The 15,939-nt window shown below is 69.6% G+C and carries 16 protein-coding genes and 1 pseudogene; 13 read left to right on the top strand and 4 right to left on the bottom strand.

Annotated elements, in window-relative coordinates:
- Position 1: 1 nt before the first annotated feature.
- From ACOGI9_RS12325 to ACOGI9_RS12315, 3 genes and pseudogenes are all read left to right on the top strand, one after another.
- Positions 2-700, top strand: a pseudogene (locus tag ACOGI9_RS12325) (aminotransferase class I/II-fold pyridoxal phosphate-dependent enzyme); the annotation flags it as partial.
- 46 nt (positions 701-746) lie between these two features.
- Positions 747-1,262 (top strand): aminotransferase class I/II-fold pyridoxal phosphate-dependent enzyme, encoded by a 516-nt coding sequence (locus ACOGI9_RS12320; RefSeq protein ID WP_419857414.1) that lies wholly within the window; start codon positions 747-749, stop codon positions 1,260-1,262.
- A 31-nt stretch (positions 1,263-1,293) separates the two neighbouring features.
- Positions 1,294-1,851 (top strand): rhodanese-like domain-containing protein, encoded by a 558-nt coding sequence (locus ACOGI9_RS12315; RefSeq protein WP_419857413.1) that lies wholly within the window; start codon positions 1,294-1,296, stop codon positions 1,849-1,851.
- On the opposite strand, the gene ACOGI9_RS12310 is transcribed toward ACOGI9_RS12315, so the two are convergent.
- Positions 1,833-3,383, bottom strand: coding sequence for a S10 family peptidase (locus tag ACOGI9_RS12310; protein ID WP_419857412.1), 1,551 nt, complete (start codon positions 3,381-3,383; stop codon positions 1,833-1,835). The genes ACOGI9_RS12315 and ACOGI9_RS12310 overlap by 19 nt on opposite strands.
- 8 nt (positions 3,384-3,391) lie before the next feature.
- Positions 3,392-4,240, bottom strand: coding sequence for an aldolase/citrate lyase family protein (locus ACOGI9_RS12305; RefSeq protein WP_419857411.1), 849 nt, complete (start codon positions 4,238-4,240; stop codon positions 3,392-3,394).
- A gap of 374 nt (positions 4,241-4,614) precedes the next feature.
- Between ACOGI9_RS12305 and ACOGI9_RS12300 the strand changes: the two genes are divergently transcribed.
- Positions 4,615-5,430 (top strand): histone deacetylase, encoded by an 816-nt coding sequence (locus ACOGI9_RS12300; protein ID WP_419857410.1) that lies wholly within the window; start codon positions 4,615-4,617, stop codon positions 5,428-5,430.
- Between the two features lie 21 nt (positions 5,431-5,451).
- Here the strand turns inward: ACOGI9_RS12300 and ACOGI9_RS12295 are convergent, their stop codons facing one another.
- A complete protein-coding gene (locus ACOGI9_RS12295; protein ID WP_419857409.1) occupies positions 5,452-6,492 on the bottom strand; it encodes a DUF933 domain-containing protein in 1,041 nt (346 codons plus the stop codon).
- Positions 6,493-6,539: 47 nt separating this feature from the next.
- Here ACOGI9_RS12295 and ACOGI9_RS12290 point away from each other — a divergent pair, with 47 nt between their 5' ends.
- Positions 6,540-6,971 carry a DUF6165 family protein gene (locus tag ACOGI9_RS12290; RefSeq protein WP_419857408.1) on the top strand — a complete coding sequence of 144 codons (432 nt, stop codon included), beginning with the start codon at positions 6,540-6,542 and terminating at the stop codon, positions 6,969-6,971.
- Positions 6,972-7,023: 52 nt separating this feature from the next.
- Here ACOGI9_RS12290 and ACOGI9_RS12285 read toward each other — a convergent pair whose 3' ends face one another.
- Positions 7,024-8,763, bottom strand: coding sequence for a hypothetical protein (locus ACOGI9_RS12285; RefSeq protein ID WP_419857407.1), 1,740 nt, complete (start codon positions 8,761-8,763; stop codon positions 7,024-7,026).
- Between the two features lie 306 nt (positions 8,764-9,069).
- Here ACOGI9_RS12285 and ACOGI9_RS12280 point away from each other — a divergent pair, with 306 nt between their 5' ends.
- The 8 genes from ACOGI9_RS12280 to ACOGI9_RS12245 all read left to right on the top strand — a co-directional run bounded on the left by ACOGI9_RS12280 (position 9,070) and on the right by ACOGI9_RS12245 (position 15,809).
- Positions 9,070-10,218 (top strand): branched-chain amino acid ABC transporter substrate-binding protein, encoded by a 1,149-nt coding sequence (locus ACOGI9_RS12280; RefSeq protein ID WP_419857406.1) that lies wholly within the window; start codon positions 9,070-9,072, stop codon positions 10,216-10,218.
- Between the two features lie 67 nt (positions 10,219-10,285).
- The gene (locus ACOGI9_RS12275; protein WP_419857405.1) at positions 10,286-11,464 is read left to right on the top strand and encodes a cytochrome P450; all 1,179 of its coding nucleotides are present in this window, start codon (positions 10,286-10,288) and stop codon (positions 11,462-11,464) included.
- A gap of 7 nt (positions 11,465-11,471) precedes the next feature.
- Complete coding sequence (locus ACOGI9_RS12270; RefSeq protein ID WP_419857404.1) at positions 11,472-11,720, top strand: ferredoxin; 249 nt, start codon at positions 11,472-11,474, stop codon at positions 11,718-11,720.
- Positions 11,721-11,724: 4 nt separating this feature from the next.
- Entirely contained in the window at positions 11,725-12,582 is an 858-nt protein-coding gene (gene panB, locus ACOGI9_RS12265) for a 3-methyl-2-oxobutanoate hydroxymethyltransferase (protein WP_419857403.1), read from the top strand.
- On the top strand, positions 12,579-12,719 hold the full coding sequence (locus ACOGI9_RS12260; protein WP_419857402.1) for a hypothetical protein: 141 nt from the start codon (positions 12,579-12,581) through the stop codon (positions 12,717-12,719). The genes panB and ACOGI9_RS12260 overlap by 4 nt, the downstream gene beginning before the upstream one ends.
- 15 nt (positions 12,720-12,734) lie before the next feature.
- Entirely contained in the window at positions 12,735-13,718 is a 984-nt protein-coding gene (locus tag ACOGI9_RS12255; protein WP_419857401.1) for an NADPH:quinone reductase, read from the top strand.
- A gap of 134 nt (positions 13,719-13,852) precedes the next feature.
- Positions 13,853-14,548 carry a hypothetical protein gene (locus ACOGI9_RS12250; protein ID WP_419857400.1) on the top strand — a complete coding sequence of 232 codons (696 nt, stop codon included), beginning with the start codon at positions 13,853-13,855 and terminating at the stop codon, positions 14,546-14,548.
- Between the two features lie 163 nt (positions 14,549-14,711).
- Entirely contained in the window at positions 14,712-15,809 is a 1,098-nt protein-coding gene (locus tag ACOGI9_RS12245; protein WP_419857399.1) for a hypothetical protein, read from the top strand.
- Positions 15,810-15,939 lie beyond the last annotated feature (130 nt).

Here is a 15,939-nt window from a genome sequence, read left to right as displayed (position 1 = left end):
AATGACGACGGCGATGACGACCCTTTCCGGTTCTTCCGGCAGCCTCATACCCGAGGCGGCGACGCGCGAAGGCAACGACCCGATCTTCGCCCTGCACGGGGAGGCCGTGCGGCGGGCGGCGGCGGGCGAGTCGATCCTGAACTCGACGCTCGGGGCGCTGATGAACGACGACGGGACGCTCGCGGTGATGCCCGCGGCGGCCGAGGCGCTGGGGCGCGTGCCGCACGCGCGCGCCGCCGGCTATGCGCCGATCTCCGGGGACCCTCCGTACCTGGCCGCGGTGATCGCGGACCTGTGCGGGGAGGGCGGCCTCGCCGAGCAGGCGGTCGCCGTCGCCACGCCGGGAAGCACCGGAGCGATCCACCACGCGATCCTGAACTTCCTCGAGCCCGGGCAGGCGGCGCTCACGCCCAGCTACTACTGGGGCCCGTACCACACGATCTCGACCCATTCCGGCCGCGCGGTCGAGACCTTCAACATGTTCGACGCCGGCATCCGCCTCGATGTCGAAGCGTTCCGGGCGGGGCTCGAGGGCCAGATCGAGCGGCAGGGGCGGTCGCTCGTCCTCTTCAACTTCCCCTGCAACAACCCCACGGGCTATTCGCTCGACGAATCGGAGTGGGAGGCCGTGGCGGAGATCGTGCGGGAAGTCGGCCGGCGGGGTCCCGTCGCGTTCCTCCTCGACCACGCCTACGCGAAGTTCGGCGACGAGGGCGTCCAACGGCTGGGTCGCCCACCTCCCGCGGATGATGGAGTCCGCGACGGTGCTCGTGGGCTGGACCGTGTCGAAGTCGTTCGCCCTCTACGGCGCGCGGGTCGGGGCGCTCGTGGCGCTCCACCGGGAGGCGGAGGAGCGGCAGCGGATCTCGAACGCGCTCGGGTTCTCGTGCCGGGCCACGTGGTCGAACTGCAACCACCTCGGCCTGCTCGGCGCCACCGAACTCCTCACCGATCCGGAGTTGCGCCGGCGCACGGACGAGGAGCGCGCGGGGATGATCCGTCTCCTCAACGAGCGCGTCGAGGTCTTCAACGAACTGGCGGGGAGGGCGGGGCTGTCCTACCCCCGCTACGAGGGCGGCTTTTTCGTCTCGGTGTTCACGCCGGACGCGGAGGTGACGGCCGCAACCATGCGCGAGGCGGGGGTGTACGTGGTCCCGATGAAGGGCGCGGTGCGGATCGCGCTGTGCGCCACGCCGGCGCACTCGATTCCCCGGCTCGTCGACGCGCTGGCCGAGGGCATCGCGACGGCCCGCGCCGCCTGAGCGCCCCGTCCCGGAGAACGACGATCTGTCCGTGAGAAAGACGATGGAACGACACAAGGCAGTTCCGATTCTGGCGCCGACCCTTCTGGCTCTGGTGCCGGCCCTCGTACTCGTCGCCGCCACCGGTTGTACCGGTCAGGCCGCGCTGTCGGACGCCGAGAAGCTCGCGCGCGTAGAGGAGATGGTGGAAGAAGTCGAGCGGCGCTTTCCCGAGGTGGAGGCCGTCACCGTGGAAGAGGTGGGGCGGCTGCTCGAGACCGGCAGCGTCGTGCTCGTCGACGCCCGCGCGCCCCGCGAGCGCGAAGTTTCCTGGATTCCCGGCTCCATCACCTCCGAGGAGTTCGAGCAGGATCCGGACCGGTACGCGGACCTCACCGTCGTGGCCTACTGCACGATCGGGCACCGGAGTTCGGAGTACGCGAAGCGGCAGAACGAGCAGGGCCGGCGCGTCCTCAACCTGCGCGGGAGCCTCCTCTCGTGGACCCACGCCGGCGCGCCGATCGTGGGCCCCGATGGGCCGACCCACCGCCTGCACGTCTACGGCGACACCTGGGACCTCGCCCCCGCCCGCTACGAGACGACCTGGTAGCTACGGGCTACCAGATTCGCCCCGGATGTGCGGGTGATGAACGTCGCGAGCGTCTCCCGCCACTGCGGGAGCAGGCTCTCCTCCACGTACATCATGTGGCCGGCGGCGAAGTCGTCGCGCGTGATGTTGTCGCGCAGATCCGGCGCCAGGCCCAGTTGCTCCAGTGACCACACGATGGGGAAGTAGGGCGTCGCGAGGTCGTAGATCCCGTTGATGAGCAGGACCTCGAGGCGCGGGTTGCGTTCGAGCGCTTCGGCGAGGTCGGGTCCCACGTTCAGCGCCGAACCGCCGAAGGGTCCGCGGCGCCCGCCCTGCCGTTCCCAGTTCCAGGGGCGCGCCATCCCGCTGGGCCAGTACTCCCGGTCGCCGTCGTAGCCGAGTTCGTCGCGCACGTACGTGTTGAACAACGACGTGTAGGCCGAACTGATCGCCGAGGACTGGGCGTCGTGCCCCGGCGTCGTCTCGAGCAGGTCGCCCGTGGGCCCGGTGAAGCGGGCGTCGAGGCGGGCCACCGTGACCCCCTCGTCGCGCAGCAATTCCTTCTCGAATTCGGGCGCCGAGACGCGCAGGTCGGCCCGCTCGAGGAAGTCCATCGACAGGCCCGTGTACTCGTGCATCTGCCGCAGCACCCGGGCGCGCTGGGCCGGATCCACCGTCGTGCCCGCGAGCAGCGTCTGCGCGTAGTCCGTCAGCGCCCACGCCTCGACCTCCTTCATGAACGCCTGGAGGTCGTCGGGCCGTCCGCCCGGGAGCTTGTCGTGGTACTCCGCCACGACGGCATAGGACGGGAGGTTGGTGATGAACCCGATGTGCGACGCCGGCGGAAACTGGAGCGTGTTGAAGTCGATGACGGCGGAGACGAGCACGATCCCGTTGAGGTCGATGTTCGCGCCCTGGAGGTGGCGCGCAAGCAGCACCGAACGCGTCGTGCCGTAGCTCTCGCCGAGGATGTAGCGCGGCGCGTTCCAGCGGTCGTTCTCGCTCAGAAAACGGCGGATGAACTGAGTGAGGGAGGCGGCATCCTCGTCCATCCCCCAGAAATCGGTCCCGTCGGCGTCGCCCGCGGGACGGCTGAACCCCGTCCCGATCGGGTCCACCATCACGACGTCCGCGATGTCGAGCACCGTGTGGCCGTTGTCGACGAGCGGGTACGGCGGCGGCGCCTGCTGCCCCACGTTGGGCGTGACCACGCGGCGCGGTCCCATGATCCCCATGTGGAGCCAGAAGGAGGCGGACCCCGGCCCCCCGTTGTAGGCGAAGATGATGGGGCGCGTGGAGGGATCGCCGCCGTTCGTCCGGAAGTACCCCGTGTAGAAGAGTTCCCCCGTCGCGTTCTCCTCGTTGTCGCGGAGGATGACGCTGCCGACGACGGCCCGGTATTCGACGGTCTCCCCGTCCACGACGATGGAATGGTTCGACTCCCAGCGCGAAGGCTCGGGTTCGTTTCCGTTTTCGGAGCCTTCCTGTGCGAGCGCGCCCGCGGGCAGCAGGCCGAGCGCGAGGACCGGTGTGATCAGGCTGAGCGACTTCATCTTTCCTCCTAGCGGCCGGCGGCGGCCATTCCGACGGCGACGGCGTCCGGCTGGGTGACGATGAACACGCGGAACCCCTGATCGATCCGCATGGCGATGTCGTCCACTCCGGCCGTGATCCCGCACGGCACGTCGAACTCCAGACAGGCGGCGAGCACGATCTGGATCGCCTCCTCCACCTTCTCCATGTCTCCGTCGTAGACGCGCCGGAGGTCGCCCGGCCCGGGGGAGACGGCGCTGACGCCGGGGGTGGAGACGATCTCCCGCACGTTGTCGATCCCGATCTGGTCCTCGATGAGGAGGAAGCTGATCAGGTGGCCGTCGGGATTGCCCGGCCAGGCGGCTTCGCCGAGCGCGTCGACGGAGAGGGCCGCTTCCTCGGCGGTCTCGACGTGGGGGTAGACGATGCCGGAGACGCCGGTCGCCAGACCCTGCGCGGCACGATCCCGCGCCTCGTCATGCCCATCCCGGATCGGGGGGATCCGCAGCAGCATCGGGTGCGGCGCGTCGTGGCCCGCAGCCTCGGCCATCCCGGCGGCGTAACCCTCGAGCGCGGGAATGTCGAAGGGGCCGGACTCCAGCGAGTAGAACACGAAGTCGAGCGGACGGTTCGCGGCCATGGCGGCGCCGGCCTCGGGCGTGTGATCGCCGGAGAAGAGGCCGAAGATCACATCCCCCGCGGCGAGTCGGTCCACGATCCGCGTGTCCGCGGCCTCCTCGGGCTCCGCCATGGCTTCGGTCTCCTCCTCTCCCGGCGTTCCGCCGCAACCGTGGAAGAGGGCGATGCCTCCCGCGACGCTCCCCAGCAGGAGGAGGGCGCGGAGGGGAGGGTTCCTGTGCGTGTTTCCGGCAGCCATGGGATACCTCAAGGTCAGGGGGGCCGGTCAAGCGCACGCGACGGGTTCTCGCGACGGCACTCGCGACCCATGTCAAGCCTCGATTAGTCTAGTTTCAGGAAAGGGGGTCCCGCCATGCGCACGCCGAGAGATTTCGCCCGCACGCGAAGGAAGTTCGTCGAGGAGGCCGCCCTGGGTGTCGCGGGCCTCGGCCTGCTTCCGGCCACCGCCTGGGCCTGCCGGGAGGCCCCCGAGGCGGGGGAGTCGGAGGCGTCTCGCGCAACCCGGCGCGCGGCACGGCGACGGGGACCGGACTCGTTTGGGACGATCGCTACCTGGACCACGTCCTCATCCGGCCGGACGGCGGACGCCCGCCGGAGATTCCCGACCGCCTCGTGCGCATCCGGCAGGAACTCGTCGCGCGGGGGCTGGACGAAGCCACGGTGCCGCTCGCTCCCGCCGCCGAGGCGATGCCGCACATCGAGGCGCACCACACGCCGGAGCACGTGGCCTCGATCCGCGAACTCGACGTCTCCGGGCCGGTCGCGGAACTCGCCGTGTCCGGCGCGCTGACCGCGATCGATGCGGTCGTCGCCGGGCAGGTGCGGAACGCGTTCTGCGCCATCCGCCCTCCCGGCCACCACGCGAACAACACCGGCGCGGAGGAGGGTTTCTGCTACTACAGCAACGCCGCCGTGGCCGCGAGGTACGCCCAGCGGGTGCACGGCTTCGAGCGGGTCCTCGTCATCGACTGGGACTACCACCACGGGAACGCGACGCAGAACGCCTTTTACGAGGATCCGTCCGTGCTCTTCTTCTCCGCCCACGACTGGGCCGCCTATCCGCGCACGGGCGACCCGGCCCTCACCGGCGAAGGCGAGGGAAGCGGCCTCAACATCAACGTGCACCTCGACTGCGGCGCCACGGACGCCGACATGCTGGGCCACTGGGACGCCACGCTCTCGCCGGCCGTCGCCGCCTTCGACCCGGACTTCGTGATCCTCTCGGCGGGCTTCGACAGCCGGGTCGACGACCTCCTGGGCTGCTTCGCGCTTACGGACGACGCCTTCCGGCGCATGACGCGGACCGCGATGGACTACGCGGACGCCTGCTGCGAGGGGCGCGTCGTCTCGCTGCTGGAGGGCGGCTACAACCTCGACGGCACCGCCCTCGCCACCGCCGCCCACATCGAGACGCTGCTGGAAGGGTAGGGCTCCGGGCGGGACGTCGGGTCAGACGTTGAAGCGGATGTGGAGGATGTCGCCGTCCTCGACGACATAGTCCCTGCCCTCGACCCGCAGCAGGCCCGCCTCCTTCACGGCCTGTTCGGAGCCGTACTCCGCGAACACCTCGTAGGGGATGACCTCCGCGCGGATGAAGCCGCGTTCCATGTCGGAGTGGACGCGGCCCGCCGCCCGCCGGGCGTGCGTGCCCCGCCGGATCGTCCATGCGCGGACTTCGGCGGGGGCGGCGGTGAAGAAGGAGATGAGATCGAGGAGCCCGTAGGCCGAGCGGATGAAGCGGGCGAGCGCCGGTTCGCTCAGGCCGAGCGCCTCCACGAAGGCGGCCCGGTCCTCCGGGTCGAGGTCGGCGATCTCCGCCTCGACGGGCGCGGACAGCGCGAGGCCGCCGGCCCCCATCGCGGCGAGTCGCGCGGTGAGCGCCGGCGGCAGCGCTTCCCCGGCGCGATCCTCGCCGCGGTTCAGCACGGCGAGCAGCGGACGGTCCGTCAGGAGGCCGTAGCCGCGGAACGGCGCGCGGTCCAGTTCCGCCCGGGGCACGGTCCGCAGCGGCTGTTCGCCTTCGAGCGCCCCGAGCGCCCGTTCGAAAGCGGCGACCTCGACGGCATCCGCCCCCTCGCGCCGCGCCCGGTCCAGCCGCCGCTCGACGATGTCGAGATCGGAGAGCAGACATTCCGTGGCGAAGGCTTCGAGTTCGCCCTCCGCGTCCGGCGGGTCCGCAAGCGCGGGATTGTCGAAGTCCCTCAGGACGAGGCAGAGCGCCTCCTGATCGCGGATCTGCTGGAGCCCGCGCGGCGACAGGCCCTTGCTCGCCGCGCCGTGCTCCCCGGGAATGTCGCAGAACCGCATCTCCGCGTACGTCGTTCTGCGGGGGGACAGGTGGGCGCTGAGGGCGTCGATTCGCGCATCCGGGACCCGCACCGTGCCCAGCCGCACCTCGCCGCCGAACCCGACCGGGACGCCGAGTCCCGTCATCGCGTTGAACACCGTCGTCTTGCCGGCGCCCGCGAACCCGACGAGCCCAATCTTCACCGCATCTCCTCCGTCCGTGATATCCGGCGCGTGATATGTTTGGGGGCGTGAATATCGAAATCCCGGTTTCCGCCGGCGAACTCATCGATCGCATCACGATCCTGCGACTGAAACAGGCCCGGATCCGCGATCCCCGGAAGCTCTCGAACGTGAACTCCGAGCTGGCGAACGTCGAGGCCGTGTGCGCGCGGACGATCGGAGCGCTGGAGGCGGCGCCGTCCCGCGTCCGGGAGCGTGTCGCCGCCCTGATGGAAGTGAACCGGGGCATATGGGACGTCGAGGACAAGCTGCGTCGCCTGGAACGCGCCCGCGACTTCGGTCCCCGCTTCACCGAAGCCGCGCGTCAGGTGTACCGCCTCAACGATGAGCGCCATCGCCTCAAGCGCGCCCTCAGCGAAGCCTACGGCTCCGCGATCCTCGAGGAGAAGTCACATGCCTCCGCGGATTCGGAGACGGATCCGGGAGCGGATCCCGCGTAGTCGCGGACCCGGCGTATCGGCGGAATCGGCCGGGTGGCGGATTCCGCCGGGGTCAGGGACAGAACGGGTCCAGGCGGTCGGCCACGGCGGCCAGGCCGGCCACCGGCGAGGCTTCGTTCCCTGTGACCTTCGAGATCCGGATCGCGACCATGCCGTTGGGGAAGAGGACGACCCGGTGCCCGCCCCAGCCCGACATGCGGGCGAGGTCGACGACGCAGCCCCCTTCTCCGACGTAGTTCTGGTGCCAGACCGCGAGGTAGTAGCTGGGTTGCCCGACTTCGACCGGCGGGCCGAAGGTGATCCCGCGCACATCCGTCCGGTACATCACTTCCGCGGTCAGGTCCGCGTGCAGCAGCTGTTCACCCTCGTGGTTGCCCCCGTTCTGGAAGAGCCGCGCGATCTTCGCGAGGTCGTCCACCGTCGGGTAGTAGCCCTGTGACATCTGCGGCAGCGTGAGCGAGCCGTCGGCCTCGACGAGCCGGTTCGTCGGCGCGTGCGGCACGCCGATGGGCCGGTACACCTCATCCTCCAGCATCTCCCACAGGTCGGCCTCCGGCCCGGCCCGACGCTTGAGGTAGGCGTCCATCGCCGCACCGATGAGGAACGCGTCCTGGTCGCGGTAGCGGACGACCTCCCCCGGCCCCCACGGATGGTTCGAAGCGCGGAACACCTGCCGGATCCGCTCGTCCCTCGAGATGGCCGTGTACCAGTCGTCGTAGCCGATCAGGTAGCCGTCGCCCGTGTTGTTGGGCTCGGTCCGCGTCGATCCCTCGCCCACTCCTGTGGCCATGTTGAGGACGTCCCGGAAGCGGACGTCGTCCCAGCCGTCGTGTTCCGCCGTGACGTTCAGGTAGTCGGCCACGCGCTCCTCGAGAACGGCGCGCCCGTAGCGCTGCGCCAGCCGCAGCGCGGCCACCGTGTTGCCGGTGGACTTGGTCACGGACCAGATCCCGAAACGCTGCTCCCGGCAGAAGGGAAGCTCCCCGAACGGCGTGGGACAGTCGGCGGCGTAAAGCGTGTCCCGCACGAGAAAGGCCGCGGTGACCATGTTCTCGGCATTCATGTCCCCATGCATGGCGTCGAAGATCGAGTCTCCGACGAGCGGGCCAAGGTCGGAGATCGGGCGCAGGGGCAGACGCAGCGCCTTCTCGGCGGCGAACGCCTCGATCAGTTCCGCGGGCGCCGGGCCGGGCGCGAACTCGGCCGCCAGCTGGCCCCACATCAGCCGCCGCTGCACGAGGAAGTAGGGCCGTCCCTGCGTCATGGTCTGGAAGCGGACGCCCGACACCTCCCGGTCGTTGAAGGCGAAGGTCGCGACCCCGTTGTACGTCTCGTTCTCGACGGAACTCGCGAGTTGCAGCGGGAAGGCCGCCCGCGACCACGTTTCTCCGGGCTCGGACCAGACGGTGCCGGGTCCGACCAGGACATCCCAGTAACTCCCGGCTTCGGTGCGCGTGCCGGACACGATGAGATCGCGATTCCACGGGATCAGGTCGCCGTCATCCACCGCGAATCCCAGTGACACGTCCGGGAAGAGCTTCGTGTCGCGACCCATGAACCGGCGCGGATCGAGTTCCGCGGGTTCCGTCGCGATCTCGGCCCCGGCGAGCGCGATGACGCCGGAGAAGGGATGCCGGGCCGGCTCCGCCTCGGACGAGGGAAGAAAGCGGTGGCTCCGGAGCATGGCGGGCGGCGACCAGGCCCCACGGGTCAGCTCCTCGAGGGGAATCGGCGCCGAGGAGCCGGGAACCCCCGCATCTCCACAGGCGCATGCGAAGAGAAGCGCCGCCATCAGCGGAAGCCGGTTTCGAGTCATCGCGATCCCTTTCGGGCGTCGACCATCCTGTCGGTCATCCCCGCGGTCGGTGCCGGCGCGGAGTTTTGCCACGGGCTGCCGGCCGCCGAGACGTCTTGGAGGCGCCGAGGCCTGCGCGTAGCTTGCGGCGAAGCATACGAACTGTCACGAGGGGGAGTGATTATGCACGCTGGGTGGGGAACCGTTCGACAGAGCTGGATCGTGGTTCTTGCGGCCGTATTCGCGGTCTCGTGTGATGGAAGCACCGGACCATCGAGCTTCGAGCCGGGCCCACTGGGAACCGTGACGATTCTGCGCGGCGAGTCGGTGCGGATCCGCTCCCTGCTGGCGATGACGGGAGCGCCATCGCTCGGGGTCGCGGCGCGGCGCGGCGTCGAACTTGCCGTCCGCGACGTGGGCACGGTCCGCGGCCGCAGCGTCGACCTCGGCGACCCGGTGGACTCCGGGTGCTCCCCCGACGGCGGGCGGGCCGGCGCCCGGGAGATCGTCGCCGATCCGCAGGTCGTGGGCGTCATCGGGACCTCCTGCTCCGCCGCCGCGGTGGCCGCCTCCCCGGTGATCAGCCGGGCGGGGTTCGCGATGATCGCGCCGAGCACCACGTCGCCGGTGCTGACCTCCGATCTGGCGGGCACCCCGAGCCCGGACCACCACCCCGGCTATTTCCGCGTCGCCAACAACGACCTCTACCAGGCGCGGGCCGTGGCGGACTTCGCCTACAGTCACCTGGGCCTCCGTCGGATCGTCACGCTGCACGACGGGGATCCCTACACGACGGCGCTGACGAACGCTTTCGGGGACGCCTTCCGCGCGGTCGGCGGAGAGGTCCCCGTCGCCACCGGAATCGCGAAGGGTCAGACGGACATGACGTCCGTGCTCGCGGAGTTCGCGGCCGCCGGGCCGGACGGGATCTTCTTCCCGCTCTTCGTCCCCGAAGGGTCGCCGTTCGCGGCGCAGGCGCGTGGGTTCGATGGCCTCGAGGGCGCGACGCTCATCTCCGGCGCGGCCCTCCTCGTGTCGGAGTTCCTGGCGGAGCCGCAGTCCGAGGGGATCTACTTCGCCGGGCCCCAGTCGGACTATCGCGGCAACGTCAACGCGGTGACCGGGAAGAGCGCCGAGACCATCAGCGCCGCGTACAATGCCGAGTACGGCGAGCATCCCTCGACCCCGTATTGGGCGCTCGCCTACGATGCGACGACGTTCCTGCTCGACGCCATCGGCGCCGTGGCGGTGGAGGAGGGCGGACGGCTCTATATCGACCGCGCCGCGCTGCGCGCGCGGATCGGAGCCCATGGCATCGAGGGTCTCATCGGCACGATCTCCTGCGACGCCTTCGGGGACTGCGGCACCGGACGTCAGCTCATCTACCACCACACGGACTCGAGCGTCACGGATGTCGACCGGTTGCCCGTCGTCTACCGGTTCTCCCCCTAGCAGGCCGTCACGGGCCGCCAGGGCCGCCGGTCCGCCGGCGGATCTCGACGACCTCTTCGCGGAAGAGGTGATCGCGCGCCCGTACGCGACCTTCGCACGGTTGCGGGAGCGGGATCCCGTCCACTGGAACGAGAAGTTCGGGCTGTGGGTCGTGACCGGATACGATCCCGTCGTCTGGATCCTCCGGCACCACGAACTCTTCTCCTCGGCGGTGATCCGGGGCGTGGAGGGGGCGCCGTACCCGCCGGTGCTGCCCGAGGACGCGCCCCTGTTCGACGAGGTCAGGACGTTCCGCGCGGATCAACTCGTGGAGCAGGACCGTCCCGAACACCTCGAGCAGCGGAAGACGGTCCACTCCTTCTTCACGCCGACGGCGATGGAGGGCTGGCGACCCTTCGTACGCCGGGCGGTCGACGAACTCCTCGACGAGTTGTGGCCCCGTGGACGGATGAACGTCGTCACCGACCTCGCGGCGCCGCTCCCCGTACGGATCATTGCGCGGATGATGGGCGTCCCCCGCGAAGACATGGACACGCTCCGCGGTCTCGCGGACAGCATCCTCCACCTGAATCGCGGCGAACCCGACCGGCTGCGGCCCCTGGCGGAGGGGATCCGCGGGATCGTGAAGTACGCCCGCCCGTTCGTCGAGGAGCGGATCCGGAATCCCGGCGATGACCTGATTTCGGCTCTGGCGCGGGGGGAGAGCGACGGCGTGTTCACGCGCCATCAGGTGCTCGTGAATACGGGACTGATGCTGTTCGCGGGACACGAGACGACGATGAACCTGATCTGCAACGGTCTCCGCGCCTTCATCGAGCATCCGGCGCAGTGGGACCGGCTGAGGGCGGACCCGGACCGCTTCGCGCGGACGGCGACCGAGGAGTGCCTCCGCTTCGATCCGCCGGTGAAGTCCACCCAGCGCATCGTCGCGCAGGAGGCGGAACTGTGCGGGAAGACGCTGTCGCCCGGCGAGCGGATCCGCTGGATCATCGCCGCGGCGAACCGGGACCCATCCGTGTTCGAGGATCCGGACACGTTCGATATCGGGCGCCAGCCGAACCCGCATCTCTCCTTCGGCTCCGGGATCCATTACTGCCTCGGGGTCGCGCTCGCGCGCATGGAGGGACAGGAAGTGTTCGGCGGGCTGGCCCGCCGCTTCGAGCGCTTCGCGCTCGAGACGGACGAACTGCGCTACCAGCCGAGCATCCAGTTCCGTTCCATCGAATCCATGCCCGTGACATGGTGAGGATCGCATGGTGAGGATCGAGGTCGATCATGGGCTCTGCGTCGGCAACGCGATGTGCGTGGCCACCGCGCCGGGCGTGTTCGCGCACAACGAGAACCGCCAGTCGACCGTCGTCGATGCGGCGGGCGACCCGGAGGCGCTCGTCCTCGAGGCGGCGGCGAACTGCCCCGTGAGCGCGATCCGGGTGGTGGACGGCCGAGACGGGCCGGACGCTGTTTCCGCCCGAGCCGGGCGCGGGAAGCTGAACCGAGGATGACACCGTGACGCGAACCATGAGCGTGCCGGGCGGAGGCTCCGAAGCACGGAAGCGGACGACGTTCGACCTCGTGGCGATGAAGGCGCGCGGCGAGAAGATCGTCGCCATCACGGCCTACGACGCGCTCTTCGCATCGCTCGTGGACGCGGCGGGCGTGGACCTGATTCTCGTGGGCGACTCTCTGGCGAGCGTCCTGTGCGGAGAGGAGACGACGCTCTCCGCCACGGTAGAGCAGATGACGTACCACGGCCGGATCGTGACGCGGGGGGCGTCGCGCGCCTTCGTCGTCGTCGACATGCCCTTCCTCAGCTACCAGGTCTCGCGCGCGGAGGCCGTGCGAAACGCGGGGAACATCCTCAAGCGCACCGGAGCCGGCGCCGTAAAGCTCGAGGGCGGGTTCGAGGTCGTCGACGCGGTGCGGGCGATCGTGCGGGCGGGGATTCCGGTGATGGGCCACCTCGGGTTCACGCCGCAGTCCGTCCACGCGCTCGGGGGACACCGGATTCAGGGGAAGGACGAAGAGGCGGCGGCCCGTCTGGTGGAGGAAGCCGTCGCCCTCGAGGAGGCCGGCGTCTTCTCCATCGTCCTCGAGTTGATGCCGACCGCCGCGGCCCGGCGGGTGACCGAGGCCGTCTCCGTACCGACGGTCGGGATCGGAGCCGGACCGGACTGCGACGGACAGGTGCTCGTGCTGCACGACATGCTCGGCCTGAACGAAGGGTTCAGCGCCCGTTTCCTGAAGCGCTACGCCGAACTCGGGAAGGCCACGCGGGAGGCCGTGGCACGGTACGCCGAGGAAGTGCGGGCGGGAAGCTACCCCGCCGACGAACACGGCTACGAGTCGTCCGGAGACGCGGGTTGAGCGGCGTGTCCGCGCTCGTGCTCTTCCTCACTTCCGACGCAGGTGCGAAGATACCCGGGCAGGCGCTCCCGGTGGACGGACACACGGAGAGCCCGATTTCCGGCGCGGACACGGGCCGCGACCCCGGCGGAGAATAGCGGGAGAAGGACGACATGCGAGCGGCATGGTACACGAAACTGGGGTCGGCAGGCGACGTCCTGGAGGTGGGGGAGCAGGACACGCCGGTGCCCGGCCCCGGCGAAGTTCGGGTCCGCGTACGCGCCTCCGGAGTCAACCCCGTGGACGTGAAGCGGCGGGCCGGCGGCCGCGGCGCGCTCGACTCCACGCTCGTGGTGCCGCACTTCGACGGCGCCGGGGTCATCGACCAGGTGGGGGACGGCGTCGATGCCGGCCGGCTCGGCAACCGCGTCTGGATCTACGAGGCGCAGTGGGGCAGCGACCTCGGTACCGCGGCAGAGTTCGCCACCGTCCCGGAATCACGGGCCGTCCACCTCCCCGCGAACGCGACGTTCATGGATGGCGCGTGTCTCGGCATCCCCGCCCTGACCGCGCACCGCTGCGTGTACGCCGACGGTCCCGTCGAGGGGCAGACCGTGCTCGTGACCGGCGGCGCGGGCGCGGTCGGCGCCTATGCGGTCCAGTGCGCCAGGCTGGGAGGCGCGCGGGTCCTCTCCACCGTGAGCGCGGACGAGAAGGCGAGGATCGCCCGGGCGGCGGGCGCGGATGTCGTCATCAACTATCGTGAGGAAGATGTCCCGGCCCGCGTCGCGGAACTGACCGAAGGAGAGGGTGTCGACCGCATCGTCGAGGTCGAAATGGGCGGGAATCTCGACGCCTCGATCGAGATGCTGAAGGCGAACGGGGTGATCTCCGCCTACGCCTCGGAGGGCGAGCCGGAGCCGGCCGTCCCCTTCTACACGCTCCTCTACAAGAACCTCACCGTGCGCTTCGAACTCGTCTTCCTCATGCCCGAGGAGGCGAAGCAGCAGGCGGTGGAAGACCTCACGAAGTGGCTGACCGAGGGAGAAATGCGCCACACGGTGGCGGAGCGCTTCGCGCTCGAGAACATCGTGGCCGCCCACGAGGCGGTGGAGTCCGGCCCACTCGGCAAGGTCCTGGTCGACCCCGGTCTCTGAACAAAGGCGACAGTCCGGTTGCCCCTGACCGGCAGGAAGCCCTTGCCGGATTCTCCGATACCTATACCTTGTATCTCAAGGTACATTGTACTTCGTGGTATGGGTCATCGAAATCGGGGTTCGAATGAAGAGCCGTGTTTGAGCTGGACACCGGGGTCGCGAGTTGGCGCAGGCGTCTCGAACGCAGAACGTCTCTCTCACCCCGCGAACTGGACGAACTCGAGGATCACCTGCGTGCGCGCGTCGACCTGGAGTTGGAACTGAACCCGGCGCTCACTCCCTACCCGGCGCTGGTGATCGCTCGCGAGGGTCTCGGCGCGCCGGCGGCGCTCGCCAGGGAGTTCACCAGGGCCGGCCGGCCTTGGTGGCGATATCTCCTGCTGGCGGGATGTGCGATGTACGGAGTGTCGCTTTTTCTGCCGATTGCCGGGCCCGCGGCACTTCAAATCGCGTACAATGAAGTGCCGTGGTCGGCCCCCGCTCACGAGTGGTTGCACCATGCGATCGTGGACGGATGGATTCTCCCTCTGATCCCCAATCTGGCCATGGCCATGACCTTGCCGGCCCTCCTGTATTCATGGCGGTCGAGAGCGCGATGGCTCACCTGGACCATCGGCGCGTTTGGCGTCTCGGCCCTCGGATTCGGCGTGGCCAGCCTCCTGGACGGATCAGCCGTCACCACCGCTGGTGAGATCACGGTTCTTCCCTATCTCGGCCTCGGGTACTGGGCATGGTCCGCGGCGCATGTGCTCGTGGCGGCAGCCCTCCTGCTTCGCGGCCGCGCGTGGGCCTCCACCCGCTCGGAGACAAGGAGAGCACGGTATGTTTGAGCTGGCTCGGCTGAGGCCGATCACCCGGGCGTGTCGGTGCGCTGCGGCATTGCTGTCCGGAACGGCGTTCGTCGCATGCGCTGACGGCGGAGACACAGACGGCGCAGACGCCGACGGCGATCCGTCGTCCCCCGCGATTGAGCTATCGGCGTCGGCCATCGAGGTGCTGGGCACGTCCGACTCCCTCGCGGTGGTTCGGGACCTCGAAGTTCTGGCCGACGGCTCGGTCTGGGTTCTGAATTCGCAGGAGCCGTACTTCGTGGGATTCGGGGCGGATGGCGAATCCCTCGGCGCCCACGGATCGCCCGGCGGGGGACCTGACGAGTTTCCGATGCCCTCGGCCTTCGTCGCGGGAGGATGGGCGGGCGAGGCATGGGTCCTCGACCTCCTGCACCATGCGCTGATACGGATCTCGCGACCCGACGCCGGCCGGGAGGAGTTCTCCCTGCTGTCTACGTCGGTTCCCCGAGGCAGCGTGCGGAGCGGCATGAGCATGCTGGATTCGTCCGTGCGGACCGCACGGCTTGGCCGCGAGATCGTCGTGCCCCACTCGACCGCGACGATGGACGGGGGCGTGCTGCAGTTCCGTTACGGTCTCCTGGGAGCGGACCTGGTCGCCGTGGATCCGGAGACGGGCGGGGCGCGAACCCTCGTGGCGCTCGGCGACGCCCTGGAGGATCCGTCCGGAGACTTCATCCAGAGCGACGGCGGTTTTCCCCTGTGGTACCGACTGTGGGCCTCCTGCGGCGAGAGCCTCGTGCGCGTGCACGACCGGGTCCGGAACCAACTGCGCGGGTTCGACGGATCCGGCGCCGAGGTGGATCCCATCGACCTTCCGCCCGTGCCCTTCACCGAGGTCAGTCCGCGACAGTTCGCCGCAGCCGTGTTCGCGCTCAGGCAGGCCGAGATGACGGGAGACGTCGCGACCCGGCTTACCCCGGAGGACAGCCTCAGACTCGTACGTCAGATGGCGGACATGGTGCAGGGGACCCCGCGCGAACTCGCGAGCTACCTCCCGCGTTACGTGGACTTCCGCTGCAGCGAAGATGGGACGATGTGGCTGCGTCCCATGGATCTCGACGCGGGCGGCCTGAGCGGCGGGCCCATGTGGCTGCGCATCGAGCCCGATGGCGCCGCGCGCGACGTGCGACTCCCCGACCGCTTCGACGCGCTTCGCTTCACCCCCTCCCGGATCTGGGGCGTGTCCCGGGACGAGTTCGATCGCCCGTCCGTGGCGTCCATCCCGCTCCCGACGCGCTGACGGCCCCCCCCGGACGTTCCCGCGGGAACGTCCGTTCAAGACCCCGCGCGCGAAATGCCCTTGCGTGAAACCATCCTTACTTACACCTTGTAGTACAAGGTACATTGTGTCTCATGGTATCAGGTCTCCG

It is taken from the genome of Candidatus Palauibacter irciniicola (assembly GCF_965208695.1).
GTDB lineage: Bacteria > Gemmatimonadota > Gemmatimonadetes > Palauibacterales > Palauibacteraceae > Palauibacter > Palauibacter irciniicola.
The sequence above is the reverse complement of the archived record's forward strand: the minus strand, read 5'-3'. Positions and strand labels throughout refer to the sequence as shown.